General features: G+C 40.3%; 21 protein-coding genes. 13 read left to right on the top strand and 8 right to left on the bottom strand.

Annotation, left to right across the window (positions count from 1 at the left end; all coding sequences use genetic code 11):
- Nucleotides 1–12 precede the first annotated feature (12 nt).
- The 5 genes from L4F92_RS07390 to L4F92_RS07370 are packed head-to-tail and all read left to right on the top strand — an operon-like array spanning nucleotide 13 to nucleotide 5,442.
- The gene (locus L4F92_RS07390; RefSeq protein WP_110478407.1) at nucleotides 13–417 is read left to right on the top strand and encodes a TIGR03751 family conjugal transfer lipoprotein; all 405 of its coding nucleotides are present in this window, start codon (nucleotides 13–15) and stop codon (nucleotides 415–417) included.
- Nucleotides 417–3,251, top strand: coding sequence for a conjugative transfer ATPase (locus L4F92_RS07385; RefSeq protein WP_250363243.1), 2,835 nt, complete (start codon nucleotides 417–419; stop codon nucleotides 3,249–3,251). The genes L4F92_RS07390 and L4F92_RS07385 overlap by 1 nt, the downstream gene beginning before the upstream one ends.
- Nucleotides 3,232–3,630 (top strand): hypothetical protein, encoded by a 399-nt coding sequence (locus tag L4F92_RS07380; RefSeq protein WP_250363242.1) that lies wholly within the window; start codon nucleotides 3,232–3,234, stop codon nucleotides 3,628–3,630. The genes L4F92_RS07385 and L4F92_RS07380 overlap by 20 nt, the downstream gene beginning before the upstream one ends.
- Nucleotides 3,627–3,926: a hypothetical protein gene (locus L4F92_RS07375; protein ID WP_250363241.1), complete on the top strand. Its 300-nt coding sequence runs from the start codon at nucleotides 3,627–3,629 to the stop codon at nucleotides 3,924–3,926. Before L4F92_RS07380 ends, L4F92_RS07375 begins: the two co-directional genes overlap by 4 nt.
- Nucleotides 3,927–3,939: 13 nt before the next feature.
- Nucleotides 3,940–5,442, top strand: coding sequence for a conjugal transfer protein TraG N-terminal domain-containing protein (locus L4F92_RS07370; protein ID WP_250363240.1), 1,503 nt, complete (start codon nucleotides 3,940–3,942; stop codon nucleotides 5,440–5,442).
- A 54-nt stretch (nucleotides 5,443–5,496) separates the two neighbouring features.
- On the opposite strand, the gene L4F92_RS07365 is transcribed toward L4F92_RS07370, so the two are convergent.
- The 8 genes from L4F92_RS07365 to L4F92_RS07330 form a co-directional block, all read right to left on the bottom strand.
- Nucleotides 5,497–5,820 (bottom strand): DUF3742 family protein, encoded by a 324-nt coding sequence (locus L4F92_RS07365; protein ID WP_250363239.1) that lies wholly within the window; start codon nucleotides 5,818–5,820, stop codon nucleotides 5,497–5,499.
- Nucleotides 5,821–5,832: 12 nt separating this feature from the next.
- On the bottom strand, nucleotides 5,833–6,513 hold the full coding sequence (locus tag L4F92_RS07360) for a DUF4852 domain-containing protein (protein WP_250363238.1): 681 nt from the start codon (nucleotides 6,511–6,513) through the stop codon (nucleotides 5,833–5,835).
- Nucleotides 6,514–6,607: 94 nt separating this feature from the next.
- The gene (gene vapC / locus L4F92_RS07355) at nucleotides 6,608–7,015 is read right to left on the bottom strand and encodes a type II toxin-antitoxin system tRNA(fMet)-specific endonuclease VapC (RefSeq protein WP_250350095.1); all 408 of its coding nucleotides are present in this window, start codon (nucleotides 7,013–7,015) and stop codon (nucleotides 6,608–6,610) included.
- Nucleotides 7,015–7,254 carry a type II toxin-antitoxin system VapB family antitoxin gene (vapB, locus tag L4F92_RS07350; RefSeq protein ID WP_250363237.1) on the bottom strand — a complete coding sequence of 80 codons (240 nt, stop codon included), beginning with the start codon at nucleotides 7,252–7,254 and terminating at the stop codon, nucleotides 7,015–7,017. Before vapB ends, vapC begins: the two co-directional genes overlap by 1 nt.
- A 136-nt stretch (nucleotides 7,255–7,390) precedes the next feature.
- On the bottom strand, nucleotides 7,391–7,825 hold the full coding sequence (locus tag L4F92_RS07345; RefSeq protein WP_250350097.1) for a hypothetical protein: 435 nt from the start codon (nucleotides 7,823–7,825) through the stop codon (nucleotides 7,391–7,393).
- A 65-nt stretch (nucleotides 7,826–7,890) separates the two neighbouring features.
- Nucleotides 7,891–9,888: an integrating conjugative element protein gene (locus L4F92_RS07340; protein ID WP_250350098.1), complete on the bottom strand. Its 1,998-nt coding sequence runs from the start codon at nucleotides 9,886–9,888 to the stop codon at nucleotides 7,891–7,893.
- 11 nt (nucleotides 9,889–9,899) lie between these two features.
- Nucleotides 9,900–10,826, bottom strand: coding sequence for a TIGR03756 family integrating conjugative element protein (locus L4F92_RS07335; protein ID WP_395895764.1), 927 nt, complete (start codon nucleotides 10,824–10,826; stop codon nucleotides 9,900–9,902).
- Between the two features lies 1 nt (nucleotide 10,827).
- Nucleotides 10,828–11,265, bottom strand: coding sequence for a TIGR03757 family integrating conjugative element protein (locus tag L4F92_RS07330; protein WP_250363236.1), 438 nt, complete (start codon nucleotides 11,263–11,265; stop codon nucleotides 10,828–10,830).
- A gap of 381 nt (nucleotides 11,266–11,646) precedes the next feature.
- On the opposite strand from L4F92_RS07330, the gene L4F92_RS07325 reads away from it, so the two are divergent.
- The 8 genes from L4F92_RS07325 to L4F92_RS07290 all read left to right on the top strand — a co-directional run bounded on the left by L4F92_RS07325 (nucleotide 11,647) and on the right by L4F92_RS07290 (nucleotide 15,754).
- Nucleotides 11,647–11,997, top strand: a complete 351-nt coding sequence (locus L4F92_RS07325; RefSeq protein ID WP_035686545.1) for a hypothetical protein — start codon at nucleotides 11,647–11,649, stop codon at nucleotides 11,995–11,997.
- 95 nt (nucleotides 11,998–12,092) lie between these two features.
- A complete protein-coding gene (locus L4F92_RS07320; protein ID WP_250349930.1) occupies nucleotides 12,093–12,350 on the top strand; it encodes a hypothetical protein in 258 nt (85 codons plus the stop codon).
- On the top strand, nucleotides 12,347–12,598 hold the full coding sequence (locus L4F92_RS07315; RefSeq protein WP_250363235.1) for a hypothetical protein: 252 nt from the start codon (nucleotides 12,347–12,349) through the stop codon (nucleotides 12,596–12,598). The genes L4F92_RS07320 and L4F92_RS07315 overlap by 4 nt, the downstream gene beginning before the upstream one ends.
- Nucleotides 12,595–12,750 (top strand): hypothetical protein, encoded by a 156-nt coding sequence (locus tag L4F92_RS07310; RefSeq protein WP_250363234.1) that lies wholly within the window; start codon nucleotides 12,595–12,597, stop codon nucleotides 12,748–12,750. The genes L4F92_RS07315 and L4F92_RS07310 overlap by 4 nt, the downstream gene beginning before the upstream one ends.
- A 105-nt stretch (nucleotides 12,751–12,855) precedes the next feature.
- A complete protein-coding gene (locus L4F92_RS07305; protein ID WP_250363233.1) occupies nucleotides 12,856–13,203 on the top strand; it encodes a hypothetical protein in 348 nt (115 codons plus the stop codon).
- A gap of 81 nt (nucleotides 13,204–13,284) precedes the next feature.
- A complete protein-coding gene (locus L4F92_RS07300) occupies nucleotides 13,285–13,776 on the top strand; it encodes a hypothetical protein (RefSeq protein WP_250363232.1) in 492 nt (163 codons plus the stop codon).
- A 101-nt stretch (nucleotides 13,777–13,877) separates the two neighbouring features.
- Complete coding sequence (locus L4F92_RS07295) at nucleotides 13,878–14,846, top strand: ArdC family protein (protein WP_250349933.1); 969 nt, start codon at nucleotides 13,878–13,880, stop codon at nucleotides 14,844–14,846.
- A 155-nt stretch (nucleotides 14,847–15,001) separates the two neighbouring features.
- Nucleotides 15,002–15,754: a hypothetical protein gene (locus tag L4F92_RS07290; protein WP_250363231.1), complete on the top strand. Its 753-nt coding sequence runs from the start codon at nucleotides 15,002–15,004 to the stop codon at nucleotides 15,752–15,754.
- The last annotated feature ends 1 nt before the right edge of the window (nucleotide 15,755 follow it).

Genomic DNA, 15,755 nt, shown 5'->3' with positions numbered 1-15,755 from the left:
AAGGAATTTGCTATGAAAAGAAGACAAATTTTTACCGCACTTATCACGTTTTGTGTATTGTCCGCTTGCTCAACTTCACAAAAAGCCTTATTGCCAACAGGTGAGGAAACAATGCAGGCGATTTGGAATAAAGGCGGCAGTGGCGCACAGTTACAGGTTTATCGTGATAGTAACAACCGTCAGCTTGATCCTGTCAATTATATCGGGTTTAAAGAACAACAGGATTATACCCGCACAGCGGAAAATGAAATTAAAAACCTTTTTCCCAAGCTCCCTAATCCAGATTTAATTATGTATGTGTATCCTCATTTATCGGCATCAGGTGAGCCAATGCCGATCCCAGGGTATTCCACGGTGATCCCCTTTTATAGTCGCGTACAGTATGCTCAACCAGGTGAACGAACAAGGGGGTTATAATGGGCGTATTTTCAGACGTATTGGCTTCCTTTTTTCCTGATAAGGTGGAGGCTTCTCGTACAGAAAAAAGCGAGGACGTAGAGAAAAACGTTGAGAAGGAAATGCATTCCTCTGAGCATTCATCTGGGTTTTCAGTGCCTCATACCGTGAGGCGGAGTGGAAAATTAACCCAAGCAGCACATCATCAGCGACTCTATAGCAAACAGCCCTCTTTTGTAGATTATCTGCCGTGGGGCGAATTTTTAGAACAAGAAGGCGTGATGTTATTAGATGATGTTCGCAGTGTTGGCGTGGTATTTGATGTTAAACCTATTGGTACGGAAGGGCGTGGCGAAGACTATTTAAGTCGTGTACGAAGCCTTGTTAAAGACGCACTGCAAGACAGTTTTGATGAATTAGATAATTACCCGTACGTTGTGCAGTTTTATTGTCAAGATGAACAAGATTTACGTCCTTATGTGGAAAGTCTGAAAGACTATATTGCCCCTGATATTTTGCAAACTGCGTTTACGCAAGAATGGCTGAAAAATACGGCAAAGCATTTAAACGATATTAGCAAACCTGGGGGCTTATTTGTTGATGATCGTATTACTAACACCATTTGGTCTGGACGCATTCGTCGTACCAGAATGGTCATCTATCGTTATGTGGGGAAAAATGAAGAACAAAGCGCGGTAGAAAGTTTAAATAATGCCTGTGAGCGAGTAGTTGGTGCATTAACGACCGCGGGGCTTCACTTAACACGCCAAACAGGCGAGCAGATCCATCAATGGCTTCTACGTTGGTTTAATCCCAATCCTGCGATGGCTTTTGATCTTGATAATGGTAGCTGTTATGACAAACTGCATCAACCAACAAGCGATGACTTGCCGTTTGTTGGGCAAGATTTTTCTGAAAATCTCTTTTATAACCAACCTGAAAGTAAAGATGACTATTGGTATTTTGATGGACTACCGCATGAGGTAGTGGTTGTCGATAATTTAAGAAATACCCCCGCCATTGGGCATTTTACCGGTGAGGTACGACGTGGTAAGAATATTAATGCTTTATTCGACTTGTTGCCTGAATCGACCATTATGGTTACAACCATTGTGGTGTATCCGCAAGACAAATTAGAAGCCCATCTTGAACGAATTAGCAGCCGTGCGGTAGGCGAAAATTATGAATCGATTTACCTGAAACAAGATGTTAAAACCGTGATGGAATACCTCAAAGATGGTCACAAGCTCTATCAAGCCAGTCTGGCTTTTTATCTTCGTGGTAAAGATGAAAAAGAACTCAAGCGACGTTCTCGTGAGCTTAGAACCATTTTATTGAGTAACAATCTTGTTCCCGTCAAAGAAAATGCTGAAATTGCGCCGTTGAACAGTTATCTCCGTTGGTTGCCAATGAATTTCAATCCACAGTTGGATATGAAAACGCATTACTATACCAAGTATTATTTTGTACAACACCTTTCCAATATGTTGCCTGTCTTTGGGCGTGAAACAGGCACTGGACACCCTGGCATTACCTATTTTAATCGCGGTGGTTCACCCTTGGATTTTGATCCCATTAATCCGAAAGACAGAGCCAAAAATGCCCATAAATTGCTGTTAGGACCAACAGGGTCGGGAAAATCAGCCACATTGAATGCCCAAATGGCACAACTGATGGCGGTACATCGACCACGTCTCTTTGTGGTTGAAGCAGGAAACTCCTTTGGCTTATTTGCCGATTACGCCCAACGTTATGGTTTAACGGTCAACCGTATCTCTCTTGAGCCGAGCAGTGATATTGCCTTACCGCTTTTTTCCGAAGCCCATAAACTCCTCGAAATGAACGTCGATGTTGAGGCAGTTATTGATGAGGAAGAGGAGGACGAAGAAGGCAGTGAGCAACGTGATTTATTAGCTGAAATGGAATTGACTACGCGCTTAATGATCACGGGCGGTGAAATGAAAGAAGATGACAAAATGAGTCGTGCCGACCGTGCCCAAATTCGTCGCGCCATTATGATGGCCGCAGAAAAAACCTATGCCGAGGGGAGACAAACCCTCGCGGGTGATGTAAGAGATGCGTTAGAGGCGTTGAGTCAACACCCCGATACCCGAGAAGAACGCCGTGCAAGATTGGCTGAAATGGCTGAGGCAATGGATATGTTTTGTACGGGAATCAATGGGAAGTTTTTTAACCGTGAAGGGGAGATTTGGCCAGAGGCTGATATTACGATTGTGGACTTAGCGATGTTTGCGCGAGAAGGCTATGAAGCAGAACTTGCCATAGCTTACATTTCCTTAATCAACCATATCAATAGCCTTGGGGAAAAATACCAACACAGTTTTCGTCCTATCGTTAATATTACCGATGAATCCCATATTATCACCGTTAATCCCTTGCTCGCCAAGTTTTTGGTAAAAGGGTCAAAAATGTGGCGAAAACTAGGCATTTGGTTGTGGCTGGCCACACAAAATATGGAAGATTTTCCGAAAGAGGCCGCGAAATTGCTTAGTATGATTGAATGGTGGGAGTTGCTGAATCTCACCAATGATGAAATCGAAGAAGTAAACCGTTTTCGTCGATTGTCGGAGGCTCAAAAACTGATGTTATTGTCAGCGAAAAAAGCCGATAAAAAATATACCGAAGGCGTGGTGCTGGCAACGAATATGGAAGCCCTTTTCCGTGTTGTGCCACCGAGTATTTATCTCGCTTTAGGAATGACTGAAAAACACGAAAAAGCGCAACGACGTGCCATTATGGCAGAACATCAATGCAGTGAACTAGATGCAGCGCTAATTATGGCGACACAGATTGATAAAGCAAGAGGAATTGAGAATGTCGAATACAAGCATTAAGCCATCTTATACGGGCCTCTTATTTCGAGCTGACCCAATTATTCGATCGTTTAATATTGACCCAATTTTAAATGATTTATCTATGCTCAGTGAGCTTATTATTGGCAGAGTAGGTAAAGTACACCAGTATATTTTGTATCCTCATCGTGTTTTTAAACGGCGTGCTTGGCATATCAAAATTATGGGGGAGAAAGGGGTAACTTATCTGTTGCTCAATATTGTTGGGTATTATCAATTTATCAATGATAACACGGCTACGCGTCTCTCTATCACTATTGCCGATGATGTTGACGCCTTTTGGTTTGCCTATGCCTTGAGCGAAAGGCTTGCTGTTCCTCCAACGATTCCGACTGGACTATTTGGAGGAGACGCACAATGAAAACCCGTTCAAAAACACGCAAAATATTGACCGCACTTTTAATCGGCGTATTGCTCTTTTTTAGTGTGCTTTTGCTTGGCGTGGTATTGGTTACCTATATGCCAGGACTGAATCTAAATCAATGGTTGCAGGAAACCGCCAATGGGTGGATAGCTTGGCGATTTTTCTTGTATGTCGTGGTGATAGGATTAATGTATCGCATTTATCGTGTTCGTCCATTCTCCGTTAAACTTTGGGGATTAGTGATAGCGGTATTCTTCACCGTTGAAGGGCTGAATTTTCTGTATCGATTATAAATGGGAGAATAAGATGACGTTTAATGTGGATAGCTATCTTGAATATTTTCTCACGTTATTGGGTTGGATAATCAACAATGGTTTATTTGGATTGCTTGCCAGTACAGGCTTATTTATTGCGCCTTTAATTGGCGTACTGATTAAAACGTGGTTAGAGGTGAAAAAGCAAGGGGCAGATGAAGGGAACAAAGGCGAATTACTGATTGATTGGCTAGGCATACAATTTTTTCCTGCAATGTTGGTGATTGTGATTACCCTTGCCCCGATGTTGCCGATTTCGCTGAATAATATGGCTTACAATGTGGAGCAATCGAAGCATTGTGGCTATAAAGTGCCGTTAGCACCTGAAAAAACAGGTTATGCCAGTATGGTGAGTGAGTTCGCCGATAAACAAGCCAAAGTACCCTTGTTGTGGGGATTAGTACACGCCATTAATAAGGGGATTTTGCATGGGGCGGTTTCAACCATTCCTTGTAAACCTGACTTACGTCAAATTCGCTTTGAGGTGCAACACGAAAAAATTAACAACCCCGCACTGCTGACCGAAGTCCGTCAATTTGTGCAACAATGTTATTTGCCTGCTCGACGCAAAGTGTTGGATAGCCAAGTGGCAATGAATGCCGCACAAGCCCGAGAAGTAAGCTGGCTTGGGGGGAAAATTTTAGTGAACAATAGTGAACTTTACCCTCGTTATCGAGCGATGCAACCGATGCAACGTTGGGCTTATGAACCTAACCGTGATCAGGGATTACCCAATACGGGTGAGGGCGGTTTTCCTCATTGCGATGAATGGTGGGCAGATAGCCAAGTAGGGCTAAAAGATATGCTACTTTCGGATATGCGACAAAATTTATCGGTGAAATTAGGCGAGCTGTTTACTGATTCGAATATTCAAGATGAGGCGTTACTTCGCACTTTATTACGCCCTGAAAATATTAATATCTCAAGAGGGAAAACCTATGAAGGGTACGGTGGTAGTTTAGATTCTACGCTAACCAATAACGTTTCTTCAGTGGTGTCTGCATTGGGGATTACTGCGGGTAGCCTTGCCGCTTACCCAGGTTTTGATGCAATGCGTAATGCGTTGCCTATGATCCAAGCCTTGCTGATTATGGCAGTGATTATTTTGATGCCGATAGTCATCATATTCAGTGGCTATTCCTTAAAAGCGATTGTAACGTTGATGTTTGTACAATTTGCTTTAGTGACCGTGTCATTTTGGTGGGAATTGGCACGTTGGTTGGATTCGTTTCTGATTAGCATTTTGTATAATTCTCCTGGCCATCAATCAGAAATAAGTTGGGCGTTTCTACAAAATAGCCGTGATGATGTGATTATGAGCTTTGTGCTGGGAATGATGTTCTTGGTTTTGCCCGGTGTTTGGGTTGCGGCAATGTCTTGGGCAGGTGTAAATTTAGGACGGTTAGCAGATAGTTTTCATAAAGGTTCTGAACAAGTCCAAAAAAGTGGTTCTAATGGACCAAAACTATTACCTGGGGGCTCCAAATTAAAGTAAATTACTAATAAAAAAAATAGCAAAGCTGTTAAGTTAGGGCTTTGCTATTTTTGTTTAGTCTATTCGGCTACCGTTTGAGTAATATCCATATCCTGAATGACCGCTTCTATAACCGTTATCGTCATCATCATTATTCACCGATAATATTTTATGAATAATATCTTTTACTTCTTTTGGAAGATATTGAAATGCAACTAAGAGTGCAAAACAGAGGATCAATGCAAATAAGTGATAGGTTATATAAAATAAACCGAAAAACAGGCTGAAAATACCGAGTACAATCATAACTTTCACCCATTTCGCCACCTGCCAATGCTTAAATTTGTTAATCGCATTTTCTGTCTTATCAACGAATTTTGTAAAACCTGTCATTTTCATTTTTGCCTCCTGTTATTGGGCGTTATCCATTAATTTTTTTGAATAAATAATTTTATTATCTTTATCTTTAAGAGTATAACTGAGAACCGTTCCTGTTAAATTGTCTAGCCCATCGGCAGAATTAAACTGAATGTTTACAGATAATACTACGTTTCTATTGATATTACCAAATTGGTCTTTTCTGTGTTGTATAAACTTTTTAGCTTCTGCTTTAGGCATTTGAATACCGTCAATTACTTCTGGGTTAGATACATAGAGATTGATTCGTCTTGGTAAGGTTTTGGTATAGTGAGTAATTAGCTTCCCATCTATATATAAATGACCATTCATTAACGGTTGATAAGTAAACTGATTTTTTTCAAAATCATACTCTCCAAATTGAGTATCAACTAAAATCGTAAACTCAGGGGAGGACGGTGCTTTTTCTACCAAGGTTTTCAGTTTTTTCCCAGCTTCTTCCACTTTATCTTGGAATTCAAACTCATCATTCTTATACTTATGGTAAGTTTGTTTATCACTATATAGCAGCCACTCTTCAGCAAGCGGTTTAAAATCTGTGATATTATTTAAACGCAATGATTCAATCAATATATTGTCATAATTAAATTTTTTTACTGCTGCAAAAGTTGAAAGGGGTATGAATAAAAAGGTTGCGATAACTAATAAAACTAATTTTTTTTCCAAGAAAACCATTTCTTCCTCCTTGCTTGATTAATAAGCGGTTGAGTTGATAGGTTATAAGTGTTAGATATTAATTTATTTGTGGTATACAAAAAATTTGTAATTTTTATATTCCTTTACTCCAATCAACAACTTTTAACCCTTCTACTTTTGAAAACTCTTTAATATTATTTGTTACAATAGTTAAGCCTAAACTTCTTGCATGACCTGCAATCATAGCATCGTATGGACCTATAGGTTGCCCTTGCTTAGCTAATTCTGCTCTTATTTGCCCACTATGGTATGCCGCCCTTTCATCATAATTTAGAATAGTCAATCTTGAGCAAAAAGACTCAATAATAGATAAATTATGAGCTACTTTAGCACTCTTTTCTGCACCATAAATGAGTTCCATTAGGGCAATTGAACTCATACAAATCATAGCCTGATTCTCATTAAATAGAGGTAACATATGCACAGGTTTATTTTTTATCGTAAAAATGGCTATATTAGTATCTAGCATATATTTTAGCATTAGAACGATTCCCTTTCTTGCATCTTTGGTTGCTCTCTATCAAGCATAAAATCATCTGATACGGTATGCACATCATTGAACCAACTATCCCAAACTGTATTGATTGGAGTGATAATACGAGTATTGCCCTGAACAATAATATTTACATTTTTTATTTTTTCGGGCAATTCTGCAGTTTTAGGGATTCTAATTGCCTGACTTTTATTGTTCATAAAAATAGTTGCGGTTACTATACTCATACTAATTTCCTGCTTGTATATGATTTTTGTATATACTATGCGATATGTAATGTATTGTAAAGTAAAAAGCACATAATTTAGACAAAATTAATTATGTGCTTTATTATTTAGTGTTGTTATTTTCTAAGTTCTACTTTTAAAGACCAGTTCGCCGAATCTGTGTTGAAGCGAAGTTTTGTTTAATCGCTTTTTTTACATTACATTCGATAGAGTCGTCATATTGCCCATTCTTGTAAATGTCAACGCTAGGGTTATCAATTGTATTAGTTCCTCTACCTTGAAGAAAGCCAACACGGTAAGAAATCCCGTTATTTTTAAGTTCCATTACATTCGTAATAAACCCTGAACCTACTGAAATTTCAGAGTTTTCATTGGCGATGACTTGTTTGATTGGATTTTTAAAACTAAATTGACCATAAGTGTATTCATAATCACTGCCAACTTTTTTCACCATAATGGGTTTACCATCTGTTGCCGTGCAAGAAAAAATAATACTGCTATTATTTGCAGCAAGGGCATTAGTAGAAAAAAGTGCGGTTAAAATAATGCTTAAAAAAAGAGATTTACGCATAAGAAGCTCCTGTTATTTGAGACATAAATAATGTATCAATGAATGATTAAAAATGCGACTATTTTTTAGCTTGTTTTATTCAGGATATAATCAGCCTCTTGATTCCGACGTCGAGCATTCATTCCGCCATTATCAACTTGTCGTCTTCTGATTGCATTGGCTAATGCAGTCATATCACCTGTATTAGCTGAGACGTTTGCTGCTTTTACCACAGACTCCAATTTACTCAGAGAACCATAATTGTAAGCCATTGAGGTTAAAACAGCTTGTGCATTTGGGGGTAATTTATCCCAAGTCTCGGCAGAAACGTTTCTTCTTGCAATATTTGCAAATTCTTTCGTTCTTCGGGCTAAATCTCGCTCCGCATCTTCTCTGGTTACGGTCATTCCAGCTTGTACTTTGATCACCGTACCATCCGCTTTGGTAATGGTATCTGAGCCGTAGCCTAAACGCTGTGCATTCATATCCCATTTTGCTGTACCAATAAATCCTTCAAACTTTCTCAATAGATTTGTCGCTTGATCAAGAGAGGAACCATTGATGGGGGCAATCGGTTTATAATTGCCAGAATAGTTTCCGCTTGCGTTATAAGGCGGTCTATAAGGCACAACGTTGTTCACAATCGGAACATCTAGGGCAATATTTCGGCGAGGTAAGGCAATATCGCCTGCTTCCATATGATCTTCTGCATTTGGCGTGCCGTAAGCTAAGTCATTGACACGTTTATCCACGTTGTCATAGCCCTCTCCATGATTGCCAACATTGGCTTCGCGGTTGAGTTTGTTTTGGATCACAACAGATGCGGTGTTACTGGTGATCATTTTTTGCATATCCATTTCAAGTTTGACTTGAGAAATTTCTAAGTCAATTTTATTTAAGGTTTTTTCCAACTCTTCTTGTGCATTCTTATCAGCGGCCACATAAGGCTCTCGCATTCCTGCGAGTATTGCTCGACGTGCTAGCAACATTTTTTCCATCACTTTGGCTGTCGCGATTTCGGCACTCAAACGTTGGCTAAGCACTTCCACGTCGGGATCTTCGCGTAAGGCTTCAATGAGTCCCCGTGTAACAGGAATGGTATTGGAACTCAGTTCAGCTAGCATTTCTTTACTTGGTGTATCCATATTCAGCACTTGTTCAAGTTTCTCTACGGTTTGCACATTTTCTTCTTCAATCGCAGGCGCCAGCCCAACACCCGCTTTTGAGCTGGTTTTCGGACCACAATCTTCAGTACAGGTCGAGATGGATTGTTCACCAATGGTTCGGGTTAAAAAATCAGAGAGTTTTTGTGGTGAGTCAAAGGTTTGGCAAGTCGCCCCTGTACAAGATTGTCCTGTAAGTGGACTTTCATCTAAGGCATTGCGGTTATGTAAGAGGTTGTAACCTGCTTTAGAGACATCTTCAATCAATTTGATTTGTTTTTGATTTTCGCCTCCACGTTTTTGGCCTCCAATCCATTCCTTGCCATTTTTCCCTTTATTGTCTTCTGATTTTTTCTGTGCTTTTTGTGCATCGGGTTCGGTGGCCACAATGTCTTTATAATTTTCCAAATCCGCCGATTTTGCCCAACGCCCATTTAGGGTATAGTCAGCAAGTTGCTTGGACATCGCTTCACAACTGGTTTTTAGACGATTAAAATCAAGCCGTCCTTGATAAACGCCATTAGTCAGAATGTCATAAAGCTGCGGATTGGCACGCTGAATAACCATCGCAGGAAGACTGGCTACCGCCCCTTTTGCCGACTCCATCACGTTTCCCATTAAATCCTTAAATCCCTCCGTGATGCCATTTAATTGGTTTTTTACGGTGGTTTTAATGTCAAAATTACCGCACATTAAATTGGCTTTCCAGCCGATCCCAAATTCAATGGCTTTTAGGGATTTTGCTCGTGTCGGTGGTGTCATATAGCCTGAACCGCCGCCGATTTGATAGTAAATTTGATCGGATAAAACAGAGTCGGATTTATTGAATTGAATGTTGTCTAACAGGGAACTCTCTGCATAAATGGGAGATGTACTGAGTGCGAAAAGTACCGCAACACTGACTTTATTGAGTCGTTTCATTTTGTTTCCTTTTATTCGTTGTCGTTATACCAATCAATACTGTATAAAAAGGTTTGTCCACGACGCTTACAGCATTTATAAGGACGCCATAACGCCCAGGCATAATTGCCTTTTTCAGATAACATTGTTGGCGGGGTATCAGGGAATGCACTGCAAGATTGTTGCATCTCAGGGGAGAGTTGTTGCCATTTATGATTATTGGCATTGCCTTCTTTAACGGGTTTAGGATACCAAGTGCCTGCACCGCCTGTTCTCGCAGCAGGCTGATAAATATGGAGTTGTCCTGTGCGGGTAACAATGTCGGCAACACGCTGTGCAATGACGGCTGATGCCTTATAATCATCCACTTGGGTTACCGCACCACCGCGAGGAAAAATATTTCCCCACATCTCCGCCCCTGAACGCACTTCACGCATTCCTGGCGTGAGGGCTTCAGGGTAAAACATCTCGGGCAAATTTTGTCGCCAAGCAAAGTAATCAAGACTACTTAAAAAATACGGCATAAATGGTGTTGTTTGGGTTTGGCAATAATAACCTGTACTTTTTAACAAATTACCAATCGCCCCTTGAGGGTGGCCAAGTGCAGTAGCATTTTTAAAATTAAGCTGGCTGTAATTTTTTTGTGGTGAGCGATATTCCCCGCCTTTAACCCCTTGAGACATCACATTCATTTCTGACCACGGATTTTGTCCATCGTGGTTATAGGCTGAAACCACCATTTCAGGCAAAAAGTGGCGTACTTTTGTTGAAGTGCGAACTTTGCAACCAAAATAAGTGCAGAAGAGCCAGAAACAGGTACCAACCACCTTGTATTCTAAGCAGCTAGTTGAGGCGCTCGATGCCATAATGGTTGCGGTATTGATTTCGCCTTGTGCTGTTGTAGTAAAAGCAAGTGCGGTACAAAGTGCGGTCAGTTTTTGCGGGATTTTTATTGTCACGTTATTTTCCCTCTTTTTGATTTATCCATTGTTTCCAAAGTTGAATGGCATACTGAACATCAGTGACACCATAAATAACACCTTGACCAAATTGTGGGCTGTCAAATAACACCGCGGGCACTTTGCGAATGCCCATTTGCCAGCCCATGATCACGCCTTGATAAGCCTGCTGTAATTCGCGGATTTGGGTTTGGCTATCAGGACGTTGAAAAAACGCTTTAGCTTGATATTCCGCTTGTGTAGGATTGGTACTTAAGCCTTGGCTAAGCTGGTCTTCCCATTGTTCGACGCGGTCGAGATGGTAAAGGTGCTGAGCTAATTGGACATTTTGAATGGGATAGGCTTGTGTGCTGAAAACCGTGATATTGACTTCGCGTGGAAGTTCAGCCCAAGCAGCTATACTGATACTTAAACATACAAGGAGCGTTCGCTTTATCATGACCTTTTACCAACTAAAAGAGAAATAGCCCAACCTTAGCGAACTTCCAAAATGAACTGAATAATTAATTCTCTTTGAAATAGAAACAATTATTGTGCAAAGAAACAGCAAAAAAGGATTTTTTTATGGGAGTGAATTTTGTATGATAAGGGCATTAAGTCAGCTACTTTGGTAGCCCTTAAAACGTTGCAGAACACCTGAAATAGCAACGGACTAGCCCGCTGTGGTAGTTGTGTTCATTGCCGAAATAACCTCAGCATTCTGAAAGAGGTTTCAGTGATTACACTGTGAATGTGTCTTTTATCTCACCTGTTCAGGGAAAAATGTCCCTGCAGGGCGTTTCTCCTTGAACCTATGTTTAACTTCAATGGAGAATGCATTATGAGCAATTCACTTCCTTTCGATCCCTTTGGATCATCTCAACAACCCGAAAAAGCCAAAAAATCTTTTTCCTATGTTTTAGGTCGGGGTTTAGGCAAAGCCGTGGTTTTTGCACGCAACAAACTATCAGGCGTGAGCCAAGCAGTTCATCACAGTATTGAAGACGATGTTCAGCGACGTTTGGCTGAGCAAGAAGCCTTTCACGAAATGTTGCAACAGCAACAGGAAATTTCGTATTGTGAAGAAATCGAAAAACTTAAGCGGCGTCATTTAAAAGTCGTTCTCTCAATGAGCTTAATTGGCTTACTGATGGGGGCGGTGTCTGCGGCTATCTTATTTTGGTATTACTAAACTGACATTTAGTTAACCTTGCTACGTCCTTTGGGGAAACATATTGCTTCCCACAAGGAGGTTGTGTTTCCCCACTATTTTTAAGGAGAAACACAATGAGAGTGCAAATTTTATTCTCAGCAGTTGGAGATTATATGCCGAAATATCAGCATCTTGATACGAAACCCCAGCAAGCCTTGATTGATGAAATTATTCAGCGAGCTAAGGCTGTTTGGGCAGCTCGCCAACCACAAGAAAGTGCGGTGCGATTTTTACAAAAAATGCCAGCACAACATGGTTCACATTTTCGTTTTTTGGAGGTGACTCAAAAAGATGAAAATACCTTGTTGGTCTCAGGAGGGCGAACAAGATGAAAGCCAAGCTAAAAGCATTATTCCATCATTTACAGACAGTAACGTTATTACGCTTAAGTGATGATTTACGCAAAGGGGCTTATCTGATGGGACTTGGACTTGTAGGGATTATTTTATCCTCTGACAACGTTTCTGTCTTTGAAGGGATTTTTCTCTTTCTTTTTGGTGCAGTTGTTTGGATAATAGGTCACCTTTGTGCTTATTATGCAGATGTTAAGTCAAAACATATGCAAGGAGAGAAAAAATGAATTGGGCACTATTTTTTACATTAGGTTTGTTTACGCTCTTTATAGGCACGTTTGTTGGGCTTTTATATTGGGCAAATTGGGATTTGATTAAAGCAGAGTTTTCAGAAGATGAAGCACCTGTTGACAAAAATCCTGAAAATAGATCAAATTAACCTTTCAACACTGATCTTAATCGTATTATGATAAGATTTTCTACCTTAAGGGAAACCTGTTTCCCTTGGGGATACGTGTTTCCCTTTTTATTTTGGAGAAACACAATGAAACACTTTTACACACGTCTAATCAATACCGTTAATGCGACTTATTATGAAGTTGATGAGCTTATGCAGGAAATTGCCTGTGAATGTGGTTATTTGGAAAAGAGAAAATTTTCTTTTACCGATGTTCAGGCCATTGAGAAGGTCATTGCACAAACCAGAAAAGACGCGTTAACGTTGAAACTGATTAATTATCCGAATCCGCTTCTTGATTCAGGGGAATTTTCGTCAGCCTTTTTTCAGCGTTTACCGTTGAAATACTTAAAGGCTCGTTGGATATTTTTTAAATATCAATCTGTTCAGGAAATTGATCGATTTTACAAACTATGTGATGAGTTAGTTTACTAATCATTATTTTTATCAACCCAATAGGGGAAACCGCCCTATTGGTGCTGTGTTTCCCCTTTTTCTATTTTTAGGAGAAACACGATGAATATTTTACACACTTATTTTGACAATAAATTGGTTGAAGCAGGCTTTCCAAGTGAATTAACCATTGAAAGTTCGCTTTCTTATAGCCAAGGCGATGGCGTGGCTTTTTATGGTCGGCTTTATTCTGAGGATTGGATTAATTTGTATCAACACATTTATCCTGAGCAAACAGAGAAAGCCTATCGCCGATTTGCATTTATTGCCGAATATATTGGGGCGAATGAGTATTTCAATGTACTTGACATTACGCGTAATCATTTCGGTTATCGTTATTCACATTTTAATACGATGAGTCTTGATGCCTGTCTAGCGGAAGAGGCGTTTTGCTTTCAAGATATTCGCAACAAAGATAAAGCCATATTCAGAGAAATCTGGGACAACTTTATTGTGGATTTAAGCGAATACATTAAAGACACCTCAACCATGTTGGAACGTCTTGGGTATCATTTGCTGGAAGAAGAACCTTTGCACAAAGGTTGGCAGGCTTAACGCAATTACGTCAGCCTCAATAAATTGACTGACTTTTCAACCCAATCGGGGAACATTCCCGATTGTGGGGCTGTTCCCTTTTTCTATTTAGGAGAACAGTAATGAACAATTCAACACAGAAAACAGATATTTACCAAGAAATTACCGATCGCATTATTAGCGCACTTGAAGCGGGCACGGTTCCTTGGCTAAAACCTTGGAATAACCCTGAGGGTAATTTAGGTATCCCTCGTAATGCGGTATCAGGACGATACTATCAAGGAATAAATATATTACTTTTATGGCTTGCGGGTGCAGAAAATGGCTATCGACAATGTAAATGGATCACCGCTCGCGCGGCCAACAAATTAGGTGGCTATGTGCGTAAAGGTGAGAACGCGACGATTGTGGCGAGCTATTGTCCGATTGAACGTGAAAAATGCGACGATGAGGGTAACCCGATTTGTGATGAAGAAGGAAACCCTGAAATGGAGCAGTTTGCCATTTTAAAACGTTATCCTGTTTTCAACATCGAACAATGTGACGGTTTGCCGAAAGTAATGTTTGATCACGTTCAAGAACGTACAGTAGATGCTGAGCTGACCCAATACCAGATTTACGCAGATATTCGCAAAATTATCGATGGTATGTCGCTGACAGTGAATATCGGACCAAGTCCTAACGCTTTTTATCGACCGAGTGCCGATAAAATTGTGATGCCTGAAATGAAGCAATTCCATTCAGAGCAGGATTTTTACAGTGTGCTTTTGCACGAAATGACGCATGCCACAGGGCACGCCTCGCGTTTAAATCGAGAAGGCATTGCCTCAGGTAAAGCCAAATTTGGCAACAAAGTCTATGCGTTTGAAGAACTGATTGCTGAAATGGGCGGGGCATTTTTATGTGCACATCTTGGGTTTAACCAAGTTCCACAAAATGCCGCCTATATTCAAAGTTGGCTCAAGATTTTGAAAGAGGATAATCGTGCCATTCTCAAAGCCTCAGGGTTTGCCCGCAAAGCCTGTGAATATATGCTTGAGACGCTTGATGTTCAAAAACAATATGAACATTACTATCCTGAAGCAGCGTAAACCATACGGAGTGGCATCATTTAATGATGCACCTCTTCCTTTCAACCTTTAAAAGTGCGGTGAAATTTTACCGCACTTTTTCCCAATGGGGATACATTTATCCCTTTGGGGTGGTGTATCCCTTTTATCATTTAACTTAAATAAGGAGATACACAATGCCAAATTGGTGCGAAAATTCACTTGAAGTCTCAGCTCAAGATTCTGTTATGCTGAAGTCGATTGTTGAGAAAGTTCTACGCTTCGATCAAGAAGAAAATCAGCAGGTGGTTGATTTTAACTTGTTAATCCCAATGCCTGAAGAAGTGAATATTGTTTCTGGAGGATATGGTTGGCCATCATTTCAATTATTGGGGTTAGATAGGTTACAGCAACTGACCGATGAGCTAATTGATGAATTTATCAAAGATGGCAAGAAAGCGTTACGACTATCTTTATTATCACGAGAGCGGCACTGGACTGTGGGTGATTTTATCCATTGGCTTAAGTGCTATCCTAACGAACAGGATTATTTTCAGTTTGATTTAGCCTTAGGGCAGCAATATATTGATAATCAGCTTAAATATAATGCGCCTACTTGGTATGAATGGGCTTATGCAAATTGGGGCGTAAAATGGAATGCGGATACGCAATGTTGCGATGATATACTTGATGGGCAGACGTATTTTTGTGTGAGCTTTAATACCGCATGGTGTCCACCTTCAGAATGGTTTACTGAGCTTACCCATCAGTTCCCTGAAGCAAGTTTTCGATTAGTCTATTTTGAACCAGGAATGCTATTTGCGGGTATTCAAAGCTCCGATGAAACAGAGACTTGTCATTGCGAATATCCTGATTCAGTAGAGAAACTTTTCAATATTGCAATGGAGTTTGGTTATTCGAAGGACGATTTTGAATTTGACCGTGAATAAT

It is taken from the genome of Avibacterium sp. 21-595 (genome assembly GCF_023611905.1).
Lineage (GTDB): Bacteria > Pseudomonadota > Gammaproteobacteria > Enterobacterales > Pasteurellaceae > Avibacterium.
The sequence above is the reverse complement of the archived record's forward strand: the minus strand, read 5'-3'. Positions and strand labels throughout refer to the sequence as shown.